Source organism: Bradyrhizobium sp. SZCCHNRI2009, from assembly GCF_032485115.1.
Classification (GTDB): domain Bacteria; phylum Pseudomonadota; class Alphaproteobacteria; order Rhizobiales; family Xanthobacteraceae; genus Bradyrhizobium.
Window position 1 is genome coordinate 293,124 of sequence record NZ_JAUEUH010000008.1, and the last position, 20,521, is coordinate 313,644.

21 protein-coding genes are annotated in these 20,521 nt (G+C 66.1%); 7 read left to right on the forward strand and 14 right to left on the reverse strand.

Annotated features, from left to right (window positions below; genetic code table 11):
- Positions 1-10 precede the first annotated feature (10 nt).
- From QX041_RS26950 to QX041_RS26975, 6 genes are all read right to left on the reverse strand, one after another.
- Positions 11-817, reverse strand: coding sequence for a hypothetical protein (locus tag QX041_RS26950; protein ID WP_315712667.1), 807 nt, complete (start codon positions 815-817; stop codon positions 11-13).
- A 92-nt stretch (positions 818-909) separates the two neighbouring features.
- A complete protein-coding gene (locus tag QX041_RS26955) occupies positions 910-2,781 on the reverse strand; it encodes a flagellar protein (RefSeq protein WP_315828154.1) in 1,872 nt (623 codons plus the stop codon).
- 15 nt (positions 2,782-2,796) lie between these two features.
- Positions 2,797-4,659: a flagellar hook-associated protein FlgK gene (gene flgK / locus QX041_RS26960; protein ID WP_315712670.1), complete on the reverse strand. Its 1,863-nt coding sequence runs from the start codon at positions 4,657-4,659 to the stop codon at positions 2,797-2,799.
- Between the two features lie 44 nt (positions 4,660-4,703).
- Positions 4,704-6,506, reverse strand: a complete 1,803-nt coding sequence (locus tag QX041_RS26965) for a flagellar hook-basal body complex protein (protein WP_315712671.1) — start codon at positions 6,504-6,506, stop codon at positions 4,704-4,706.
- Between the two features lie 295 nt (positions 6,507-6,801).
- Complete coding sequence (gene msrB / locus QX041_RS26970; protein ID WP_315753155.1) at positions 6,802-7,305, reverse strand: peptide-methionine (R)-S-oxide reductase MsrB; 504 nt, start codon at positions 7,303-7,305, stop codon at positions 6,802-6,804.
- Positions 7,306-7,402: 97 nt separating this feature from the next.
- Positions 7,403-8,830: an FAD-binding oxidoreductase gene (locus tag QX041_RS26975; RefSeq protein WP_316167118.1), complete on the reverse strand. Its 1,428-nt coding sequence runs from the start codon at positions 8,828-8,830 to the stop codon at positions 7,403-7,405.
- A 105-nt stretch (positions 8,831-8,935) separates the two neighbouring features.
- Here QX041_RS26975 and QX041_RS26980 point away from each other — a divergent pair, with 105 nt between their 5' ends.
- The 3 genes from QX041_RS26980 to QX041_RS26990 all read left to right on the forward strand — a co-directional run bounded on the left by QX041_RS26980 (position 8,936) and on the right by QX041_RS26990 (position 10,433).
- Complete coding sequence (locus QX041_RS26980; protein ID WP_315712675.1) at positions 8,936-9,478, forward strand: histidine phosphatase family protein; 543 nt, start codon at positions 8,936-8,938, stop codon at positions 9,476-9,478.
- A 53-nt stretch (positions 9,479-9,531) separates the two neighbouring features.
- Positions 9,532-9,957, forward strand: a complete 426-nt coding sequence (locus tag QX041_RS26985) for a universal stress protein (protein WP_315712676.1) — start codon at positions 9,532-9,534, stop codon at positions 9,955-9,957.
- Between the two features lie 116 nt (positions 9,958-10,073).
- A complete protein-coding gene (locus QX041_RS26990) occupies positions 10,074-10,433 on the forward strand; it encodes a DUF6404 family protein (protein ID WP_316167237.1) in 360 nt (119 codons plus the stop codon).
- A 174-nt stretch (positions 10,434-10,607) separates the two neighbouring features.
- Here the strand turns inward: QX041_RS26990 and QX041_RS26995 are convergent, their stop codons facing one another.
- On the reverse strand, positions 10,608-11,195 hold the full coding sequence (locus QX041_RS26995; RefSeq protein ID WP_316167120.1) for a YdcF family protein: 588 nt from the start codon (positions 11,193-11,195) through the stop codon (positions 10,608-10,610).
- An 89-nt stretch (positions 11,196-11,284) separates the two neighbouring features.
- Positions 11,285-11,875, reverse strand: a complete 591-nt coding sequence (locus QX041_RS27000) for a hypothetical protein (protein ID WP_410051241.1) — start codon at positions 11,873-11,875, stop codon at positions 11,285-11,287.
- Positions 11,876-11,923: 48 nt separating this feature from the next.
- Between QX041_RS27000 and QX041_RS27005 the strand changes: the two genes are divergently transcribed.
- Positions 11,924-12,358 (forward strand): hypothetical protein, encoded by a 435-nt coding sequence (locus tag QX041_RS27005; RefSeq protein ID WP_315738812.1) that lies wholly within the window; start codon positions 11,924-11,926, stop codon positions 12,356-12,358.
- Between the two features lie 76 nt (positions 12,359-12,434).
- Here the strand turns inward: QX041_RS27005 and QX041_RS27010 are convergent, their stop codons facing one another.
- A complete protein-coding gene (locus tag QX041_RS27010) occupies positions 12,435-12,941 on the reverse strand; it encodes a ferritin-like domain-containing protein (RefSeq protein ID WP_315753160.1) in 507 nt (168 codons plus the stop codon).
- Between the two features lie 370 nt (positions 12,942-13,311).
- Between QX041_RS27010 and QX041_RS27015 the strand changes: the two genes are divergently transcribed.
- On the forward strand, positions 13,312-14,403 hold the full coding sequence (locus tag QX041_RS27015; RefSeq protein ID WP_315712684.1) for a YbhN family protein: 1,092 nt from the start codon (positions 13,312-13,314) through the stop codon (positions 14,401-14,403).
- A 103-nt stretch (positions 14,404-14,506) separates the two neighbouring features.
- A complete protein-coding gene (locus QX041_RS27020; protein ID WP_316167121.1) occupies positions 14,507-16,453 on the forward strand; it encodes a hypothetical protein in 1,947 nt (648 codons plus the stop codon).
- 203 nt (positions 16,454-16,656) lie between these two features.
- On the opposite strand, the gene QX041_RS27025 is transcribed toward QX041_RS27020, so the two are convergent.
- The 3 genes from QX041_RS27025 to QX041_RS27035 form a co-directional block, all read right to left on the reverse strand.
- Positions 16,657-17,037, reverse strand: a complete 381-nt coding sequence (locus QX041_RS27025; RefSeq protein ID WP_316167123.1) for a DUF3551 domain-containing protein — start codon at positions 17,035-17,037, stop codon at positions 16,657-16,659.
- 77 nt (positions 17,038-17,114) lie between these two features.
- Positions 17,115-17,723 (reverse strand): DUF2147 domain-containing protein, encoded by a 609-nt coding sequence (locus QX041_RS27030; RefSeq protein WP_316167239.1) that lies wholly within the window; start codon positions 17,721-17,723, stop codon positions 17,115-17,117.
- A 172-nt stretch (positions 17,724-17,895) separates the two neighbouring features.
- Positions 17,896-18,924: an NAD(P)/FAD-dependent oxidoreductase gene (locus tag QX041_RS27035; protein ID WP_316167125.1), complete on the reverse strand. Its 1,029-nt coding sequence runs from the start codon at positions 18,922-18,924 to the stop codon at positions 17,896-17,898.
- A 174-nt stretch (positions 18,925-19,098) separates the two neighbouring features.
- On the opposite strand from QX041_RS27035, the gene QX041_RS27040 reads away from it, so the two are divergent.
- Positions 19,099-19,563, forward strand: coding sequence for a thioesterase family protein (locus QX041_RS27040; RefSeq protein ID WP_316167126.1), 465 nt, complete (start codon positions 19,099-19,101; stop codon positions 19,561-19,563).
- A 50-nt stretch (positions 19,564-19,613) separates the two neighbouring features.
- Here the strand turns inward: QX041_RS27040 and QX041_RS27045 are convergent, their stop codons facing one another.
- Positions 19,614-19,934 carry a 2Fe-2S iron-sulfur cluster-binding protein gene (locus QX041_RS27045; protein ID WP_315707114.1) on the reverse strand — a complete coding sequence of 107 codons (321 nt, stop codon included), beginning with the start codon at positions 19,932-19,934 and terminating at the stop codon, positions 19,614-19,616.
- Positions 19,935-20,017: 83 nt separating this feature from the next.
- Positions 20,018-20,392: an Hpt domain-containing protein gene (locus tag QX041_RS27050; protein WP_315712689.1), complete on the reverse strand. Its 375-nt coding sequence runs from the start codon at positions 20,390-20,392 to the stop codon at positions 20,018-20,020.
- Positions 20,393-20,521: the final 129 nt, after the last annotated feature.

Here is a 20,521-nt window from a genome sequence, read left to right on the forward strand (position 1 = left end):
GCGCGGATCGTCAGGCTGCGTCGGCCGCAGCGGCGGTGGGAACCGCCACCGCCGACGCGAATTGCGAGGCGACATTGCCGTGAAACACGGACGGACCGACGTGATCGAGCCGGCTGTCGAGATCGGCCCAGATCTCGCCGCCGAGATCGGTCCATCGCCTGCAGAACGCGAAATCCTCGCTGAGATAGGTCCCGGTCGCCGGGTCGATCATGCATTCGAACAGCGCGAAGCGGTTCGGACTGCCGGCCAGCGCATCCTGCGAATGCTCGCGGAAGAACTGCAGCGGCGCGTAGGCCGGATGCGCGATCATCGTCTCGATGACGCGGCGGCGGACCATCAGGAAGCCGGTGCCGGCATAGCGCACGCGGGTGAAGCCGTTGACCACCGCAACGTGATCCGGATTGTCGATCTCCAGCACGTAGTCGAGCGATGCCGCCGGCACGTCCATGCGGTTGGAATTGATGGCGCGGCGCGCCTTGTTCCAGTTGACCTTCTTGACCGGATAGACGCCGGCGACCATGTCGCCGCCGGACGCGATCAGCCGGAACACCTGCTTCGGCGTGAAGCCGATGTCGGCATCGACGAAGAGCAGATGCGTGGCCGAGGGATCGTTGAGGAACAGGGTGACGAGATTGGCCCTGGCACGGGTGATCAGCGCATCGCCGTCGCGCATGTGGACGGTGAGGTCGACGTTGGACGCGGCGCGCAACTCGCGCTGCAGGGCGAAGATCGAGCTCGCATAGATGCTCGACACCTGGCCGCCGAAGCATGGTGTCGCGACCACCAGATGAATGCGCTCGTCGGTTCCGTCACTCACGTCCGCCTCCAGACAAAGAGGCTCTCGCCCCAGATCTGAACAAAAGCTAAAGAGACGTGGTTAACGAAAACCTAACCGCCGCCCCCGGGGCGCTACAGATATTTCACCAGCGTCAACTGGGCCAGCATCGCCGTCGTCTGGTAGGACGCCTGGAGGTTGGTCTGCAGCTGCAGGATCTGGCTCGCCACCTCCTGCTGCGAGATGCCCTCGGTCTGGTCGACCATGGCCTGCATCGCCGCCTTGGCCTGGGTCTGGCGCGCCGTGGCGTCCTTCATCGTGGTCTGGGCGTTGGCGAACTCGGTCTGGATATCCGAGATCGCCTGCTGGCCGAGCTGCGGCGTCAGGTTGGCGGCGATGCGCTGGCTGAGCGCACCGATCTGCTGCGGAGCATTTGCTCCCGCTGGCGGCGTGTTGACGGCGGCATAGACCGCGGTCTGCTGCACGAGGTTGCGGATCGCGAACTCGTTGCCCTGGGCGCCGAACTGAATGCTCTGCGCCGTGTCGATCCGGATGCTCGCGCTCGACCGCGCCGAGCCGGGACCGCTGTTGCCGGTGTACCAGGCGACGGTGTTGGCCGAACCGTTGACGAGGCTGGTCGCCGATCCCAGCGGCGAGCCGGAGACGCGCAACGGCGGCGTCGGCGCCGTCACGGTGCCGGAGAAGCCGAGCGCCCCGAACGCACCCGCGTTCGAGCTCGACACCGAGAAGCCGGCGGCGTCGTTGGTGCGCAAGGTGATCACGCCGCCGCTGACCGTCGACGGCGTCGACGTGCCGCTGAGCGTATCGATCTTCGACAGCAGCGTCTGCACGCTGTCGCCGACATTGATCTGGTTGTTGCCGCTGGCGCCGGAGGCGACGAAGGTCAGCGTCTGCCCGTTGACGGTGATGGTGTCGCCGGTCGCAAAGCTGGTCGCGATCGAGTCGGAGCCCGCCCCGCCCGACAGCAGCGTCGCTCCCGTGATCGGCGCCGGCGTTGCGAGCTTGTTGTTGACCACCGTTCCCGACACGGCGCTCGCCGTGTTGAAGAAGTTGTCACCGGCGACGACCGCCGAGGCGGCGGTCAGCGAGGTATTGGCCAGCGTCGACAGCGCCGTGTTGAGCGCCGCATTGAGATTGGCGGAGGTGGCCGCCGGCGTGGCGCCGATGGCGAACGTATTGGTCGGCGCCGGCGTCGTGGTGGACGCCGTCAGCTTGATCGATTCCGAGGTGCCGTCGGGCAGCTTGAAGGTGAAGCTGATCTGGTCGCCCGCATTCGGATTGCCGGCGGTGAGATCGACCGAGATGCCCGCGGGCGAGCCGGACGGTCCGGTCACCGTGGCATTGGTCAGCGACGAGGTGACGCCGCTCAGCTTGAAGCCGAACGGAGAGCCGGCGACGTCCTCCGCCAGCGTGATCGGCATCGTGGCCGACGCCGACAGGTTCAGACGCCCGAGACCGTTGAGCCCGAGATCGGCCTGCTGCCGCTCGGCGATGACCTGCTTCAGGCCGGCCTGCGTCGTGGTGCCGTTCAGGATGTCGTCGGCCGATGCGATCGCCGGCCGGTCGGTGGCGCTGCCGGAGAAGATGTAGCGATCGCCGACCTGGGTGTTGAGGATGCCGGTGATGGCCGACAGGTTGGACAGCGCCGTCAATTGTCCCGTGGTCTGGCCGGTGCTGGTCAGGTTCTGCGGCGTCGCCGAGGCGCCACTCTGGACCTGGTCATGAATCTTGGACAGCGACTGCAGCGAGGTATTGACCGCGCCGATCACGGTATTGACGTGGGTCATCGTCAGCGTGAAGGCCGAGATGTTCGAGAGCTGCGCCCGCGCCGCGATCGCGAAGCCCTCGTCGGGGCCCATGCCGGCGTAGTTGTTCGCCTTGACGCCGCTCGAGAGCTGCGTGGAAAGGTCCGCGAGCTGGTTCGAGATGTTCCGCACGGACAGGCCGAGCAGAGAATTTCCGTAGTTGACACTGCTGATCGACATCTTACACGCGCCTCACTAAAATGCCTGGAGCAGGCTCTGCATCATGCTTTGCACGACCGACATGATATGGGCGTTGGCCGCATAGGTGTTCTGGACCTGGATCAGGTTGGACATCTCGCTGTCCATGTTGACCCCCGCCGTGCCCTGGAACTTCTCCTTCAGCGTGCTGACCACGACGGCCTGGCCCTGGCTGAGCTGGGTCGCCAGCGTCGAGGCACTGCCCTGCTGGCTGACGAACTGCTGCAGATAGCCGGACACCGTGCCCTGGAATGGCTGCGCCGCCGAGCCGAGGCCGGTGGTTGGCGAGTAGCTGAAGGTCGCCGAGGTGAGCTGCGCGAACAGGAAGTCCGGTCGCGTCGCGTCGCCGGCCGCGGTCTGCGGCGAGGTCGAGTAGGTCGACAGCTTGGTCGGATCGTTCAGCAATGCCGGGTTGACGTTGAGCCGTCCCGCGAGCCCCGTCATCTGCGAGCCGGTCGAGGTGATTGCGCCGGTGTAGAGCGCGCCGCCGTCAGTGAAAACCGGCAGTTGCGCGTTGCCGCTGGCGAGCGTCTGCACCGTGGTGGTGGCCGAGGCCGCCTTGACCGCCGCCTGGCTGGTGCCGTCATCGGTGATCCGCAGCGTGGTGCCGGAGGGATTGGAAAACTGCAGATGCGCGCCACCGAGCGCGCTGTTGAGCTGCGACACCACCGAGGCCATGCCGAGCGAGAAGTCGACGCCGACATAGGACGGGTTGGCGCCGGAGGCGTTCTTCAGCGGCAGCGCCGCGGGATCGTTGACGTTGACGATCTTGACCTGGCGCTGGACGTTGCTCGAATCCGTGTAGGTCAGGTTGATGGTGTTGCCCGCCAGCAGCCCGCTGGTCGAGACGTCGAAGCCGGCCGGAGGTCCCGCCACCGCGGTACCCGCCGTGGTCTTGTCGGACAGCGCCGAGGCCATCGTCGCCGCGAGCTGGTCGACCTGGGTCTGCGCCTGCACCAGGGTCTGGTCGCGCAGCTTGAGGTCGGCCGCGATCTGACCCGAGTTCAGGAGATTGTTCGACACGACGTCGAGCGACACGCCGTTCGACAGCTTGATGTTGAGCTGCCCGACGCCGGTCTTGGTCGGATCGCTGTTGTAGAGCGAGGTGGCGTCGAGCGTCCCCGGCGACGAGAAGGTGAACTCGGAGCTGAGGCCCGCGCCGACCAGCTGGATGCCCGAATTGGTGAATATGCTCGTGCCGTTGGTCGGGTCGGACACGACGCGGATGTCGACATATTTGGCAAGCGTGTTGATCGCGTTGTCGCGCTGGTCCTGCAGGGTCGCCGCCAGCGGGTCGGAGCTGTCGAGGCCCTGCAGCTGCGTGTTGAGCGTCGCGATCTGCTTGATCGCCGCGTTGGCCTGCGTGACCGAATTGCCGATGTCCTGCTCGACATTGGTGCGCAGGGTCTGGATGCCCTTGGTGGTCGCGTTGAGCTGCAGCGCCACGCCCTGCGCCGCCGACAGCGCCACCGACTGCGCCGACTGGTTGCTCGGATTGTTCGACAGCGACTGCAGCGCCGTGGTGAAATTGTTCAGCGCCGTCTCGAGCGTGCCGCTGCCGCCGGGCGTACCATACACGGTCTGCAGCTGGCTCAGGATGTTGGCCATCTGATTGGCATAGGTCCCACCCGAGGTCTCGGTGCGGAGCTGGTTCTGGACGAACAAGTCGAGCTGACGGTTGACGCCCGTCGTCGTCACCGTCGAGCCGAAGCCGCCGCTGGCGACCTCGATCTGGTTCGGGTTCTGCGCGACGTAGCCGGGCGTGTTCGCGTTGGCGACGTTCGATGAGATGATCGAGAGCGCGGCCTGCGTCGAGCGCAGGCCGGACATCGCGGTGGCGAGGGCAGAACTCAAACCCATGTTCGGTAGCCTTATGTCAATTCAACTGCCACGTCTCAGCGCGATCAGCGCAGCACGTTCAGAAGATCCTGCACCATCGAATTGGCCGTCGTGATCACCTTGGTGTTGGCCGAATAGGCCTGCTGGGTCACGATCAGCTTGGTGAACTCGTCGGCGATGTCGGTGTTGGAGCCTTCCAGCGAGCCGCCCGAGATCTTGCCGGTCGCGCCGATGATGGCCTGGCCGGACTGGTCGGTCGCCTCGTAGGCGCCGCCGTCGAGCGCCTTCAGGTAGTTGGTGCCGTTGAAGTGCGACAGCGTGACCTGCGCCAGGTTGATGGTCTGGCCGTTGGAGAAGGTGCCGGTGACGACGCCGCTGTTGTTGACGGCGACCGACTGCAGCTGGCCGGCGGCGAAGCCGTTCTGATTGATCTGGTTGATCGTCGCCGAGCCGATCGTGCTCGCATATTGCGTCAGCGCGCCCGAGGAGATGTTGAGGCTGACGGTGCCGAGCGTGGTGCCGTCGACCACGACGTTGGGAATGGAGATGTTGGAGGTCGTCGGCGACACCAGCGAGCCGTCGGAGGCGAACGTGAAATTGGTGCCGACGTTCTGCCAGGCCACGGTCGAGCCAGTGGCGCTGGAGTTGGTCTGGTAGAACAGGTTCCAGGTGTCCTTGTGGCCCGTGCCGAGCGTCGAGCTGTCGACCTTGCCCCAGCGCAGCTGCACGTTCACCGGCGTGCCCGACGAGTTGTAGGCCGTGACCGCGCCGCCCGAGATCGTCTCGTTGTTGAAGTTGGTGAGATCGTTGCCGATCACGATGCCGGTGCCGGGACTCGCCGTGCGCGTCAGTGCCACGGGTGACGTGAGGCCGAGCGCGGTGAAACCCGGCGAGGCACTGCTCAAGTTCCAGTCCTCGCCGCTGCCGGAATGCAGCGTGATCTTGCCGGCGGTGATGGTCGGCTGCACGCCGGTGACGGCCGCGATCTTCGCCAGCAGCGTGCCGACGGAGTCGCCGACATTGATCTGGGTACCCGAGGCGCCGGAGGCGACGAAGGTGAAGGTGACGACGTCGCCGGCGCTGCCGGTCATGGTGATGGTGTCGCCGGTGGTGAAATTGCTCGAGATCGAATCGCCGCTGGCGCCGCTCAACAATGTCGAGGTCGTGATCTGCGCCGGCACCTTGTTCACGGCGGTGGCGCCGGTGACGGTGGAGTCGGCGTAGAAATTGGTGCCGACCGGCAGCGGCACGTTGGAGAGGTCGGCCGAGTTGAGGCCGCCGGCCGCGACCAGCGTGCCGGTCGCAGCGTTGCCGCTGGCGGCGGTCTTCGGCTGCGTCGGCAGGTTGGCCGCGTACTGGATTGCGGTGGTCGCCTGCGCCGGCACGAAATTGTTGGCGAATTGCAGCACGGTCGGCACGTTGCCGGTGGCGTTGCCGGTCTTCGGATCGACCGCAACGCCCATCAGGTAATAGCCGGCGCCGTTGATCAGGTTGCCGTTGGCGTTGAGCTGGAAGTCGCCGCGGCGGGTGTAGTTGGTGACGCCGGTGAAGACCGGCACGTTGTCGACGACCGAGGAGGCCTTCTGCACGTTGAAGAAGCCGTCGCCGTTGATCGCCATGTTGGTGGCGACCGAGGACGTCGAGACGGTGCCCTGGGTGGTGATGGTGGCCTTGGCGAAGGCGGTGACGCCGCCGGCGTTCTGGCGCGTCGGGTTGGTCGCGTTGGGAATGAGGTCTTCGAAGCTGGTGCCGATGCCCTTGTAGCCGACGGTCGACGCGTTCGCGATGTTACCGGAAATATTCTGCAGCGCGAATGATTGAGCGGACAGACCGCTCACCGAAGTGTTCATCGCGTCGAAGATACCCATACCAATCTCTCCACTGTGATGCCGGTGGCGGGTCGGCCCGCACCGCGTTTCGTGGAGAGCTGTCGCAATCGCTGTGCCAGATGAGAAAATGCTTTGAAATCAGCGCGTTGTAAAACAACAACGTAAAAAAACCGGCGTCAAAACTGGTGAACAATTGCCGAGCCGGCAGTTCTTGCCGGGCCGGACGCGCCAAATCGCGCTCCGGCGCGGCCGCTCGTCACGGCTACCGGCGCGTCCTGAAGACCCCCATCGAGCCTTGAACGGACGAGCCGGAATATCCTGGCGCAAATTCCTGTCAGGTCGACGACGGATTTGCCGGGTGGAACGTGAGCGAGAGCCCGTCCATGCAGTAGCGCAGGCCGGTCGGCTTGGGGCCGTCGTCGAACACATGGCCGAGATGGCCGCCGCAGCGGCGGCAATGCACCTCGGTGCGGACCATACCGTAGGTCTTGTCCTGGCGGGTCGCCACGGCATTGTCGAGCGGCTTGAAGAAGCTCGGCCAGCCGGTGCCGCTGTCGAACTTGGTGTCGGAGGAGAACAGCGGCAGGTCGCAGCCGGCGCAGGCGAAGGTGCCCTTGCGATGCTCCTTCAGCAGCGGGCTGGTCCAGGGCCGCTCGGTGCCCTCCTCGCGCAGGATCTCGTATTGCTGCGGCGTCAATTGCGCGCGCCACTCGGCCTCGGTCTTCTCGATCTCGAACTTCTCGGCGGCGCGGGCCGGCGCGGAACCGCCGAGCCAGCGCAGGGCGGCGAAGCCGAACAGTCCGGCGGCGGTGGTGAACATCATGCGGCGGTCGATCATGGACGTCTCCGTGCGGCGTTGGGTTACCGGATCTACGGACGGGATCCCGGGAAGTTACGTCGGGCGCGGGCGCGACGGCTCACTTTCTTGCGAGGTGTCAGCCCTCCCCGGCGTCGGGACGGCGGTTCAGATCGGACGGCTGCGGCCGCAGCGGCAGCCGCGAGCCGGGCCGCTCGGCCGCCCGGCGCCGCGCTTCGGCCGCCTTGATCTCGCGCACACGCTCCTGCGCGCGGACGCGCTCGCGGTGCCGCGCCAGCGTCCCGGCCGCGGCGGCGCGGCCGCGGATCCACAGATTGACGACATGGCCGGCGACCCGACCGCTGACGCCGCCGGCCCAGACCAACTCGAACGGCGAGAACAGCTTCCAGCGGTCGTCGCCGGCGAGGATCGCCTGCGCGATCAACTGCCCGGCCATCGCCGAGGTGTTGAGGCCCTGCCGGCCGAAGCCGCTCGCAACCCACAGGCCTTTGCGGAGCTGGCCGATCTGCGGCATGCCGTGCACGGTCTGGCCGGTGACACCGCCGAAGGTCTCGGCGATCTCGACGCGGCCGAGTTGCGGGAACACCGTGCGGATTCGGCGCTGCAGCGCCGCGGCAAATCCGCTGGGCCGGGCGTCCCAGGTCGTCTCCGGGCTCGCCCACATCAGCCGGTCGCCGTCGACGACGCGGAAATGATCGATGCCGTCGGTGTCGCTGACCGAGCCCCGGAAGGCGATCGCATCAGCCAGCCGCTCGCCGAGCGGCGCGGTGACGCCGCCATAGCGCCACACCGGCAGCAGCGTATCGGACAGCTTCTGCAGCGGCGCGCCGAGATGGATGTTGCCGGCGAGCACGATGTGCGAGGCGCGCATCCGCGCCGACGGCGTCACGATGCGCTTGCGCACGCCCGACGCGTCGATGCTGACCACCGGCGTGTCCTCGAAGATCCTTGCCCCGGCCCGGTGCGCGAGCCGCGCCAGCGCGTGAACGTACCTGCGGCCGTCGAGCTGGAACGCCTTGGGGTAATGGACGCCATGGAAGTAGCGGTCGGTCTTGAGCTCGGTCCTGACGCGCTCGACCTGCCAGCCCTCGACCTCGGTGTCGAAATCCTCATGCAGCATCTGGAGGCGGCGGATCAAGGCGTCGCCGGCGTCGACATTCGAGACTTCGAGCGCGCCTTCGCTGAGTCCGATGCCCGGCATCGCCGCGGTGGCCTGGGCGCGGATGAACTCGGCACCGGACCAGGACAACGCCCATAGCGCCCGGGCATGCGCGAGCCCGACGCGCTCGATCAGATCCGGCAGCGGCAGGTCGAACCCGGGCATGACCGTGCCGATCATGTGACCGGATGCGTTCCATCCGACCTGGCGGCCTTCCAGCACCGCGACGCTCGCCCCCTGCCGGGCCGCGCACAACGCCACCGTCAAGCCGGCCAATCCCGCCCCGACGACGCAGACGTCGACATCGAGGTCGAAATTCAGCCTGGTGCGGCCGTGTGCACCTGCGGCATCCGCGTCATCGTTCACGCTTGTGGAAGTCTCGTTCATGGCGTTTTCTTAGCGAACCCTGCGCCGGACGTCATGACGCTTTTAATGGCGATAAAGAGACGTGGTACAGGCTGACCCAGCCTGAACGATTCGAGACGGAATTCCATGCGCCGATTGATGCTGCTGCGCCACGCCAAGACCGAGACTGACGCGCCGACCGGCCGCGACCAGGACCGCCGTCTCGACGAGCGCGGGCACCAGGATGCCGCCATGATCGGCGATTTCATCGCCAGCCACCCGCCGGTGCCGGAGCTGGTGCTGGTCTCGACCGCGGTTCGGGCGCAGCAGACCTGGGACCTCGCGCTCGCGGCAATGAAGGACCGCGTCCCGCCCCCGCAGGTCGAGACCGTTCCCGAGCTCTACGGCGCCGAGCCGATGCAGATGCTGCATCACATCCGCCTTGCGGCAGCGCATGATCCGAAGCAGCTCCTGCTCGTCGGGCACAATCCCGGCATGCACGAGCTGGCGCTGGCGCTGACCGGCGAGGGCGATTCCGAGGCCCGCCACGAGCTGATGCGCAACATGCCGACCGCGGGACTCGCGGTGCTCGATTTCGACACCGACGATTGGGGCGATATCAGCTTCACCCGCGGCCATCTCCTGAGGTTCGTCACGCCCAAGCTGCTCAAGCACGGCTCGGTCGATTGACAGGCAGGTCGGGTCCGGCGCGTAATGCCGGCGGACAGAGAGGAGGACCTTCGATGTTCAACTCGATTCTGGTGCCGATCGATCTGGCCGACACCGACCTCGCCAAGCCGGCCATCGCCACCGCGGCCACGCTGGCGCAGACCTGGAGCGGCACGGTGCATCTGCTCAACGTGATGCCGATGACGCCGGTGATGCTCGCCGAATACGTCCCGGCCGATTTCGATGCGCAGCAGCGCGAGACCGCCGAGGAAGCGCTGTCGATCGTGGCGCGCGAATCCGGCATCCCGGCCGAGCGCATCAGCTACACGGTACGCCAGGGCGGCATCTATCACGAGATCCTCGAGGAGGCGGCCAAGGTCAACGCCGACCTGATCGTGATGACCTCGCACCGCCCGGCGATGCGCACCTACTTCCTCGGCTCCAACGCCGGCCACGTCGTGCGCTACGCCAAGTGCTCGGTGCTGGTGGTGAGGCCTTGAACGTCAGCTCCCCTCGATATCAAGACTTGGCTGATATCAAGACTTGGCTGACGCAAACGGGTTCCTTAAGCTCGGCAGATGAAACGGTCGGTTGCGAATTCGAGTGCAGATACCCCATGAGCTCCCCGTCAAGACTGGATTCCGCATTGGCCATCCTGGCTGCAACCGGCATGTGGCGAAGCAGTTACGAGCCTCCGCTTTATCGCTTGCTCTGGCGCCTCGGATTGCCCTTGCCACCACCGCATTTCGCCAGCTTCGGCTTCAACTTCGCCTTTACGGCGGCGTGGTTTGGCACCGCCTGGGGAGCCATCATGTGGATATTCGTTTGGTCCAAGGTGAGCGGGTCCGGTGTCGTGGCGATCACCGGAGCCGTCGTTGCCGGGGTTCTGTTCGGCTTGATCATAGCGGCCTACTATCGTTATGGCGCTCGCAAATATAAGCTCCCTCTTTGGTCTGAAGTGAATGCTGGCCCGTAACGGTGCAGGCGTCCAAACGTTCTGCATGTCGGGTTTAATGGATTCAATTTGGTGCTAACCGTCATTGCGAGCGAAGCGAAGCAATCCAGGGCTCCGCGAAGATTCTGGATTGCTTCGTCGCTTCGCTCCTCGCAATGACGGAGCTTGTTGCTGCCATTCCGGCTTCCTCTGAGATCACGGCCACTCCGCGATGAAGCCCTTCGCCTTGTACGGCGCGATCTTGTCCCATTCGCTGAGCACGCGACGGCGGAATTCGGGATGGGTGTGCCAGAGATGGCGCGGGATGCCGAAGCCGTCGACCGTGAGCAGCATCTTCTCCACCTCGGGCCAGTATCGCTGCAGGGTCATCGCGTAGCGCCGCGCGGTCCAGCTGTTGCCGAGGCAGATCACGCTGCCGACATTGGCGAGGCCGAGCGCGGCGTCGATCACCGGCAGCGCGAGCGCGACGTTCTCGCCGGTATTCGTGGCGTGGTGCTCTTCGAGGATGCGCTCGGCCGGAATGCCGCGCCTCACCATGGCGGCCTTGATCAGCGTACACTCCGAAAGATCAGCGCCCGGCGTGATCCCGCCGCTGACGATGGCGTGGCGGAAGTAGCCCTGCTGCCACAGCTTCACCGCCGTCTCGGCACGCAGCTCCTCGTCGACGCGGGTCCCGAACACGAACAGGAGATCGGCCGGCCGCAGCGGCGTATCGGCGAAATGCCGCGCGTTGACCGCGGCGATCTCGGCGTCATCCGGTCTGCGCAGCGCGCGATCCTGCATCGTCCCACTCCGAAGGCGACTCGCTCAGTCTGGCATGGCGCGCGAAATCTGCATGATCACATTCGGTGACCGGCGATGAGGTTGCGTGATCACGGCAGCAGCGCGGCCGGAATCTCCGTGAACGTGTAGCTGCGCGGCCTGTTGCGGGTGATGAAGCCGCCGACATACCAGGCGAACAGCGCGGCGAAGCCGATCAGGAACAACGCGCCCGACCATTCGGCGATGACGAGCGCGCGCACCAGAAGCCCGGCCATCGCCACGGCGAGCAGCGCAATCGCGGCGAGCGCCGCGCCGTAGGTGAAGCGGCCGAGGCCCGCAGTCAGCCGTACGTTGCTGCCGCTGAAGGCGAGCCGCGCATGCAGGCCGAGGATGAAAGCACGATAGGCATCGCTCTGCGGCGCCATCAGGGCCGCCGTCTGCCACGAGACGGAGATGATGCTGAGGCGGCGGCCATCGCGATGGGTGATGTCGGCCCGAAAACGCCTCGCCTGCATCGACACCGGTCGGTAGGACAGCCGGATCGCGGCGATGTCGGCGTAAGGCCACAGGCCGGTCCGGCCGGCGAACCGCCACGACAGCCCCTGCCCGGTCAGCTCGAACTGGTGCGCGGCCCCGATCAGCGACGCCTTGTAGGCGTAGCGGATCGCATCATCGCCGGCCGTGGTGGTGCGCTCGGAAATGGATCGGTCCTGTTGCGTGTGGCGCGCGCCTTATCCTACAAACGGAGCATGAGCGAAACGATCTATTTTCCGCGCCACCTGATCCTGGCCGGAGCGATGGCCGCCGGCGTGCTGCTGGCGCTGGCGGTGCACATGCTCGGCGCCCGCTACGGCCTCGATCTCGGCGGCCTGTGGCAGACCGAGAGCGGCGCCTTCATGCCGGCGGGATCGGCGATCGCCTGGTGGCTGATCGCCACCGTCGGCTTCTCCTCGGGCTATTTCATCGCCAACATCATGCACAGCGCGGTATCGGGCGAGATCCCGCAGCGGATGCGCAACTTCCTGGTCGTGGTCGGCGTGCTGATGCTGGCCGGCATCGGCCAGGCGATCTCCGGCCCGAGCCCGGTGCCGTCGGCCTCGGGTGTGCTGGCCGGCCTCGCCGCGCTCTGCCTCGGCGCCCTGATGGCGTTCTGCGGCGCCAATTTCGCGTTGCGTAAGAGCTGACGCGCGGCATCCGGATGCGACGACGCCGCGCGGGATGTCCGCGCGGCGTTTTGTCTCATCGGCTCTGGTGACGCGATCAGCTCGCAGCACGCAGGTTGACGCCGCTCTCGGCGAGCTTGGTCAGCTTCATGTCGGTCGCCTTCTCCTCGTCGAGCGTCTTCTGCAGGACGGCGGCACAGTCGCTGCGGCCGAGTTGCTTGGCCCAGGCGATCAGGCTGCCATAGCGGGTGATCTCGTAGTGCTCGGCCGCCTGGGCGGCGTTGATCAGCGCTGCGTCCAGCACCGCCTTGTCGTCGACCTCGCCGGCGACCTCGTCGGCCTCCTCGATGATGCCGTCGATCGCCGGACAGTCGACCGCCTTGGCCGCGATGCCGTGCATCTTGAACACCTGTTCGAGACGCGTCACATGCGTCTTCGTCTCATCGAGATGGGTCAGAAAGCCCTGCTTGAGCTTCTGATCCGTCGCCTTGTCCGCCATCTTCGGCAGCGCTTTGACGAGCTGGTTCTCGGCGTAATAGATGTCCTGCAGCTGATGAACGAACAGATCGTTCATCGTCTTGATGTCCTTGGTGAACAGTCCCATTTGTTTCACGTCCTCTCGGTTCGGAACATGGCAGGTCCCTCCCCTGACCGATCGTCGCCATGTTCGCTGTGCGCTAACCGGCGGCTACGGCGGTTGTTCCGGCGTGCCGCCCCTGCCGAACCGGTCGCAGGGACGAGGGTTCTCGTGAACCGCGCGGGCGACCAGTTGGACCGAATTGAGGCGGACGGGCCACCAGCTATGTGACCGGAGTGTGACAGACCTGCGCCGCATGGGTCGGAGCTGAGCTGTGTCAAGGACTGCACAAGGCGCGCATTTTAGCATAAGGAACAAGCTGTCACGAATTGCCCGCCTATCGATCAATGGTTTCGCCTCTTTTCCAAGATCTAGTACCGCCCCGCCGGGAGGATGAATGCAGCGCCTGCTGACCACGCTTGGGCGTGGCTTCAAGAAATGGATCGGCTGGAAGCGGCTGGGGATTGCAGCGAGCCTTGCGATCATCGCCTTCGCGATCACGACACTCGTGCGCACGCTGAAGGGCGTCGATGCCGGCGTCATCCTGACCGCGCTCACCGAAATCCCGCCCGGTCACATCGCCCTCGCGGCCTTGTGTGTGGTCGGCGCGTTCTGCACGCTGACCTTCTATGACTATTTTGCACTGCGAACGATTGGCAAGAAACACGTGCCCTATCGCATCGCGGCGATGAGCGCCTTCACCAGCTATTCGATCGGCCACAACATCGGCGCCACCGTGTTCACCGGCGGCGCCATCCGGTTCAGGATCTACTCCGACTACGGCCTGTCCGCGATCGACGTCGCCAAGATCTGCTTCCTGTCAGGCCTGACCTTCTGGCTCGGCAATCTGTTCGTACTCGGCATCGGCATGACCTTGCATCCGGCCGCCGCCACCGCGATGGACCAGTTGCCCCCGGCGGTGAACCAGCTGATCGCGATCGGCATCCTCGGGGCGATCTTCGCCTATCTCGGCTGGCTGACCGCCGGCAAGAACCGGCGCCAGCTCGGCCAGAACGGCTGGAAGGTGGTGCTGCCCTCGGCGCAGCTCACGCTCGTGCAGATCCTGATCGGAGTGGTCGACCTCGGCTTCTGCGCGCTGGCGATGTACCTCCTCGTCCCCGCCGCTCCGCCGATCGATTTCCTGTCGCTGTCGGTGGTGTTCATCCTCGCCACCCTGCTCGGCTTCGCCAGCCACGCGCCTGGCAGCATCGGCGTGTTCGATGCCGCGATGCTCGTGGCGCTGCCGCAGTTCGGCCGCGAGCAGTTGCTGGCCACCCTGCTCGTTTTCCGCGTGCTGTATTTCGTGATCCCGTTCGCGACGGCGATCTCCATCATGGGCATCAGGGAACTCTGGCTGAACGTCGTGAAGCCGTGGCAGGAGCGGCGCCGGCTGAACTCAGCCTGCGAGGACGAGGTCGCCGCCAAGCGCGCCGCGGCCACGGCGCCCGCCGCGGTTCCCCAGCGCATCAAGCGCCACTCCCAGCGCTGAGCAGCAATCGTCTCGCGGATGACGCGACGGTTCGACCCTCGACCGGTTGAACTCGCGTGCGATCCTCTTATTTCCGCCCCACCGCTGACGTGAATCCTTGCGCATGACCCGAATGCCCCTTCGTCCGCTGCTCGCCGCCTGCGTCCTGGCCGGCCTGCTCGCCCCTCTCGCCGCCACCGAGGCGGCCGCGCAGTTCGGCGCAGCGCCGCTGCAGATCAGCTGGGAGGTGCGCAACCGCTTCCGTCTCTTCCGGGAGGAGCGCGACTTCCTGCTGCATACCGAGAGCACGCGCGACCGCTCCATTCTCGCCGCCGAGCAGGCGTTGGCGGTGCAGAGCGACGGCCGCGGCTGGGCCCGGAACGTCGTCAACCGGCTCTGCATCGACCTCGCCGGCCGCATCAACGAGCCGTGCACGCGCGACAACGTCAAGGAAAGCTATCTCACGCCGATCGACCATCCGATCACCGTGCGCCTGACCGGCCCGGTCCCGGTCGGCGCCACCTGCGCGTGGTCGTTCGACGACGGCGACGGGCCGCAGACCTCGACATTCGACTGCGCCGAACCGGTCAACCTGCGCGTCCGCTACGGCCGCCAGACCGTCGCATCCGTCGATGTCGCCAGCCCGGAAGGCACGCAGCAGGTGTCGACCGGAATCCAGGTCCGCGACATCCTGATCGCCGGCCTCGGCGACAGCATCGCCTCCGGCGAGGGCAATCCCGACCGCCCGATCGCGCTCGCCGACGACGGCTTCTGCTTCCGCTCCTATCTCGGCGGCCCGACCGCGCAATATTATCGGCCGAGCCGGGCCGGCTTCAAAGGCGGCCGCGCCTGCGAGGCGCCGGACACGCTGCAGAACTGGCAGAAGCACAGCGCGGTCTGGCTCAACGCGGCCTGCCATCGCTCGCTCTACAGCTACCAGACCCGCACGGCGCTGGCGCTCGCGGTGCGCTATCCGCACGTCGCGGTCACCTACCTGCCGCTCGCCTGCACCGGCGCCACCATCGCCGACGGCCTGTTCGGCAGCCAGCGCGCGCGCGAATGCACGCCCGGCCGCGCCGCGACCACCTGCGCCGGCAGCGTCAACGGCCAGCTCGGCGAGCTGCGCGAGGCGCTGACCGCGGCCAGGCGTCGCCAGCCGGACCGCAAGCTCGATCTGATTCTGCTGTCGATCGGCGCCAACGACATCAACTTCTCCGGTCTCGTCGCCGACGTCATCGTCGATACGCCGACCGAACGCACGCTGTTCAAGCGCTCGGGCGTGATCGGCTCGGTCGAGGAATCGCGCAGCGAGCTGGCGCGCGACCTGCCGCAGGGTTTTGCCAAGCTGCGCGAGGCGCTGAAGCCGCTGGTCGGCGACCTCTCGCACGTCATCTACACCTCCTACGGCAACCCGGCACTGAGCGGCCCCGGCACGCCCTGCCCGGGTGGTCCGGCCGGTTTCGAGGTCCACCCATCGTTCAATGCCAATCCGCAGCGGCTCGCCAAGGTCGCGGGCTTCGTCGAGAACGAGTTCCTGCCGTCACTGCGCGGGCTGGCGCAATGTACCGCGGGAGTCCTGTGCCGCGATCCGCAGGCCGACCGCATGACCTTCGTCGATGCGCATCAGGCCGCGTTTGCCGATCACGGCTTCTGCGCCCGCTCGACGCAGGATCCGCCGTTCGACCGCGAATGCTTTTCGGCCGACGGCGCCAGCTTCGATCCGAACATCGTCAGCGCCGCCAACGAGCCGCTGCTGTGCGGCCGCGGCGCCAGCGAGTATCGTCCCTATCTGCCGCGCGCGCGCTGGATCCGCGATGCCAACGACAGCTACTTCTCGGCGATGACCTATCCGCAAGGGCTGCCGGCGGCGATGCAGCCGTCCGACATCCACGATGCGAGCTGGGGCGTGCTATCCGCGGTCTATGGCGGCGCCGTGCATCCGACGGCGGAGGGCCATGCCGTGATGGCCGACGCCGCCTTTCCGGCCGCGGCGCAAGTGCTCAACCTCGATGCGGCCGAGCCCAACGTCACCAGCCAGCCGCTGCCGCCGGCGGGCGTGGTGAGGCAGTAGTCGGCCATTCGGGTAGGGATCGCAGAGGAAGAACGGCCTGAAGCGCTCCGCTCCGCTCACCGTCTTTCGGGACGCCCCTCCGTGAGCGGGCGCTCAGGAACAAGGGCTGCGGGGCGGCGAGATCGCGGACCTCATGGTGAGTTGGGAGCGGATGGAGAGCCGGGCCGCCTTGGAAGAACGTGTCGGCCTCGCCGTCCCAACGCTCAGCGCGCAAATCGACGGCGACCACCGCCAAGCGATCCTGATTGTCGTTGTGCCCAATATGGGTTGTTCCCGCACATGGCCGCGAGGCCCCGGCCTGCCCTTCGACACTGATCCCAGGACGTATAGGTGCATTCGACATAGGTGCTACCACCCCATTCCCACCTTTGTAGGCAGACAGGATAATTGGAATCATAGGTTTGAGCAGCGGCGATCGGGATCATGGAGATGGCCGCGCTCCCCGCGATGATCCAACGCAGCATCAGTATCGCTCCCTCGTCGAATTCCAACCGCTGCGGCCAATGGCCTGCACGATCACCGGCAAGCAACGCTCGAATAATCATGGAGACCTTGTCCTCGACCACGCGGTTGATCTGGATCAAGCTTTTCGCCGACGCGGTGTCCGAGATCGCGATCCCTTGTCGGCCAGGAGCGAGGACGGTCGCAGTTCGGAAGCAGTCTACTTGACTGCAGCCGGCTTCTTCATCATCGGAGGCGCCTGCTTGGTGGCGGAGCCGGTTGCCGTCGTCGCCTGCGAGGGCAGATATTTGGCGAGGATCGCAGGATCGATCTGCGCCATGTTGCTGTCCGGCAGGCGGGTCCAGGTCTCGTCCTTGCCAAACAGCGAGATGCCGAGATAGCCGTGCAGGATCAGCGTCTGCCCGTCAGGACTGACCCGCATATTGGCCTTCCAGATGTTGCCGTCGCGCGGATTGAGCACGTTGCCGCCTTCGTATTTCAGGCCCTCGCGCTTCATGTCGCGCACGAAGGAGATGCCGAGCACAGGCGCATTCTTGCGGTCATCGCTGCACTTCGAACAGACCTCGTTCGGATTGTCGCCGGGACGCGGAAACGTCTTGGCGATCACGCCCTCGAACACGCCGTCGTGGTCGATGAAGAGAAACCAGCCGACGGGCCTGCCATCCTCGACCTTCTGCCACAGACCGGCCGCGGTCGGCTCAGCCGCGAGCGCAGGCCGCGTCAGCAGAGCACCGGCAACGACGAGCGCGCCGATCGCGAGCTTCGTCACACCAGGCACCAGCCGAAGTCGGGGAAACGCATTGCGCATCATCATCTCACCTTGACCAAGTCACAAAATGAATGGCCGCACAGTACGGCCGTTTCATGCATCGTTCCAGCCCCATAACAGGTCTGGCGCGCCGGTGAAACCGGCACGCGCAGGAAACATTTCTTCACATTTGAGTTGGTCCGGCGGCGGAAGGTTCCATACCGCCGACAAATTAGTTGACGCCGAGCTTCTTCTGCAGGCTCGACGACGACGTCGTGTACTGGAACACCAGCCGCTTCTCCGGATACACGTAGCGGTGTGCCTTCTGCGCCATCAGCGCGCCCTCGTGGAAGCCGCACAGGATCAGCTTGATCTTGCCGGGATAGGTGTTGATGTCGCCGATCGCGAAGATGCCGGGCACGGAGGTCTCGAAGGCAGAGGTCTCGACTGGAATGAGATTGTGCTCGAGCGCGAGGCCCCACTCGGCAACCGGACCGAGTTTCATCGTCAGTCCGAAGAATGGCAGCATCATCTCGCAGGGGACGGTCTCGACCGCGTTGTCGTTGCCCTTGATCGTCGCAGCCGACAGCTGGCCATTGGCGCCTTCGAGCGCCGTCACCTGGCCGATGCGCAGATCCATCTTGCCGCCGGCGACGAGCGCGCGCATCTGCTCGACGCTGTGGGGCGCGGCACGGAAGTCGTCGCGGCGATGAACGAGCGTGATGCGCTTCGCGATGGGGTGCAGGTTGAGCGTCCAGTCGAGCGCGGAGTCACCGCCGCCGACGATGACGACATTCTTGTCGCGGAACAGCTCCATCTTGCGCACGGCATAGAATACCGAGGTGCCTTCATAGGCCTCGATGCCCGGCACCGGCGGGCGCTTGGGCTGGAACGAGCCGCCCCCGGCCGCGATCACCACGACCTTGCACTCGAACACCTTGCCGGCATCGGTGGTGACGCGAAAACCGGGATCGCCGATCTTTTCGACCTTCTCGACCATCTCGCCGAGATGGAAGGTCGGACTGAACGGCTTGATCTGCTCCATCAATTGATCGGTGAGACCCTGCCCCGTCACCATCGGCACGCCGGGAATGTCGTAGATCGGCTTCTCCGGATACAGCTCGGCGCATTGGCCGCCGACCTTGTCGAGGATGTCGATCAGATGCGCCTTGATGTCGAGCAGCCCCAGTTCAAAAACGGCAAACAGTCCGCAAGGGCCCGCGCCAATGATCAGCACATCGGTCTTGATCGCTTCGCTCATGTCGCTCTTCTCGTTGGAGGCGCCGCTCGACGGATGGCGGCAGATGGCGGTTCCGAATTTGTAGCCAACGGGGTGGCCGCAGGGAAGGCACAAAAGCCGCCCCTGGCTCGCGCGCGGCTTGCAGCGGTGGGCTTAGCCGGGTTTGAAGGGGACATGAATGATGGAGATCAATCGGTGACAGAGACGGCCCGCCGCGACCACGCGCCACGCCTGGAGGACTTTCCCTATCGGCTGACGGACAATGTCCGCTTCGGCGACCTCGATCCCAACCAGCACGTCAACAATGCGGTCTACGCGACCTACTTCGAGACCGGCCGGGTGACCTTGATGAAAGACCCGCGCCATGGCCTGACCCAGGACGGGCTGGCCTGGATCATGGTGCGGCTGGACATGCATTTCCGGGCCGAGCTGCGCTGGCCGGGCACGATCGAGCTGGGACTGGGGGTCGTAAGGCTGGGGCGCACGTCGGTGACCTGCGAGCAGGTCGTGTTCTCGGACGGGCGCTGCGTGGCGTCGGCCACCGCGGTCATGGTCCTGATCGACGAGGTGACGCGCAAACCGGCGCCGCTGACGCCGAATCTCATTGCTGCGCTACAGCCGTGGGTCCGCCGCGGCATGGCGATCGCGCCGCCGGCATAGGCCTGGCGGCGATCAGCCGAAGCGCGGCGATGAGGGCGCGAGACGAACGGTCAGGCCTGACGCTCGGGGGTGGAGACGACGAGGCCGTCGAGTTCGTCGGAGACCTTGATCTGGCAGGAAAGACGGGAATTCGGCCGGACATCGTAGCCGAAATCGAGCATGTCCTCTTCCATCGGGGTCGGCGGGCCGACCTTCTCGCGCCAGGCTTCGTCGACATAGACATGGCAAGTCGCGCAGGCGCAGGCGCCGCCACATTCGGCCTCGATGCCGGGAATGGCGTTACGGATCGCCGCTTCCATCACGGTCGCGCCGTTCTCGATCTCAACGGTTCTGGATTCGCCGGTATGGTCGACAAAGGTGATCTTGGCCATGTGTGCTCGTGCTGCGCAGGGAATGAGGTCGGGCTGTCCTATAACGGACCGCTCCGCTCCGCGCTAGTGCTGCCGCCGGCCGCTCAGGCCGCGCCGAGCATCTCCGAAATCGCCGCGCGGGCCTGCGCGATCGCCGTGCCGAGCCAGGCCAGCGCATCGGCCGGGTCGCCCGCCCGCAGCGCCGCTTCGAGCCCTTCCGCCGCGTCGGCGACGTCGAGCGCGCCGACGGCGCGGGCCGAGCCCTTCAGCGTGTGGGCGACGGTGGCGGCGTCCTCGGGCAGCACCTGCAACCGCTCCAGCAGGCGGACGGCCTGGCTGGAGAACATGGCGAGCACCTCGCGCTCGAGCGCGCTGTCGCCGAGCGTCATCCGGCGCAGCAGGTCCAGGCTGATCGGCCCGTCGTCGGGAACCAGCGGGGGCGAGGGCATCCATTCGATCCGTGAAAGGTCGGGAATCATGGCGGCAATCCGGTCCGGGCGCGCCGCGCGCGCCTGTGGTAAGCCAAGCACGACAATGGTTAATGCATTGTTACCGGCCCAATTGCCGCGGGTTTGCCGCGATTTGGGCCCGGCTCTGCCCCAATCACG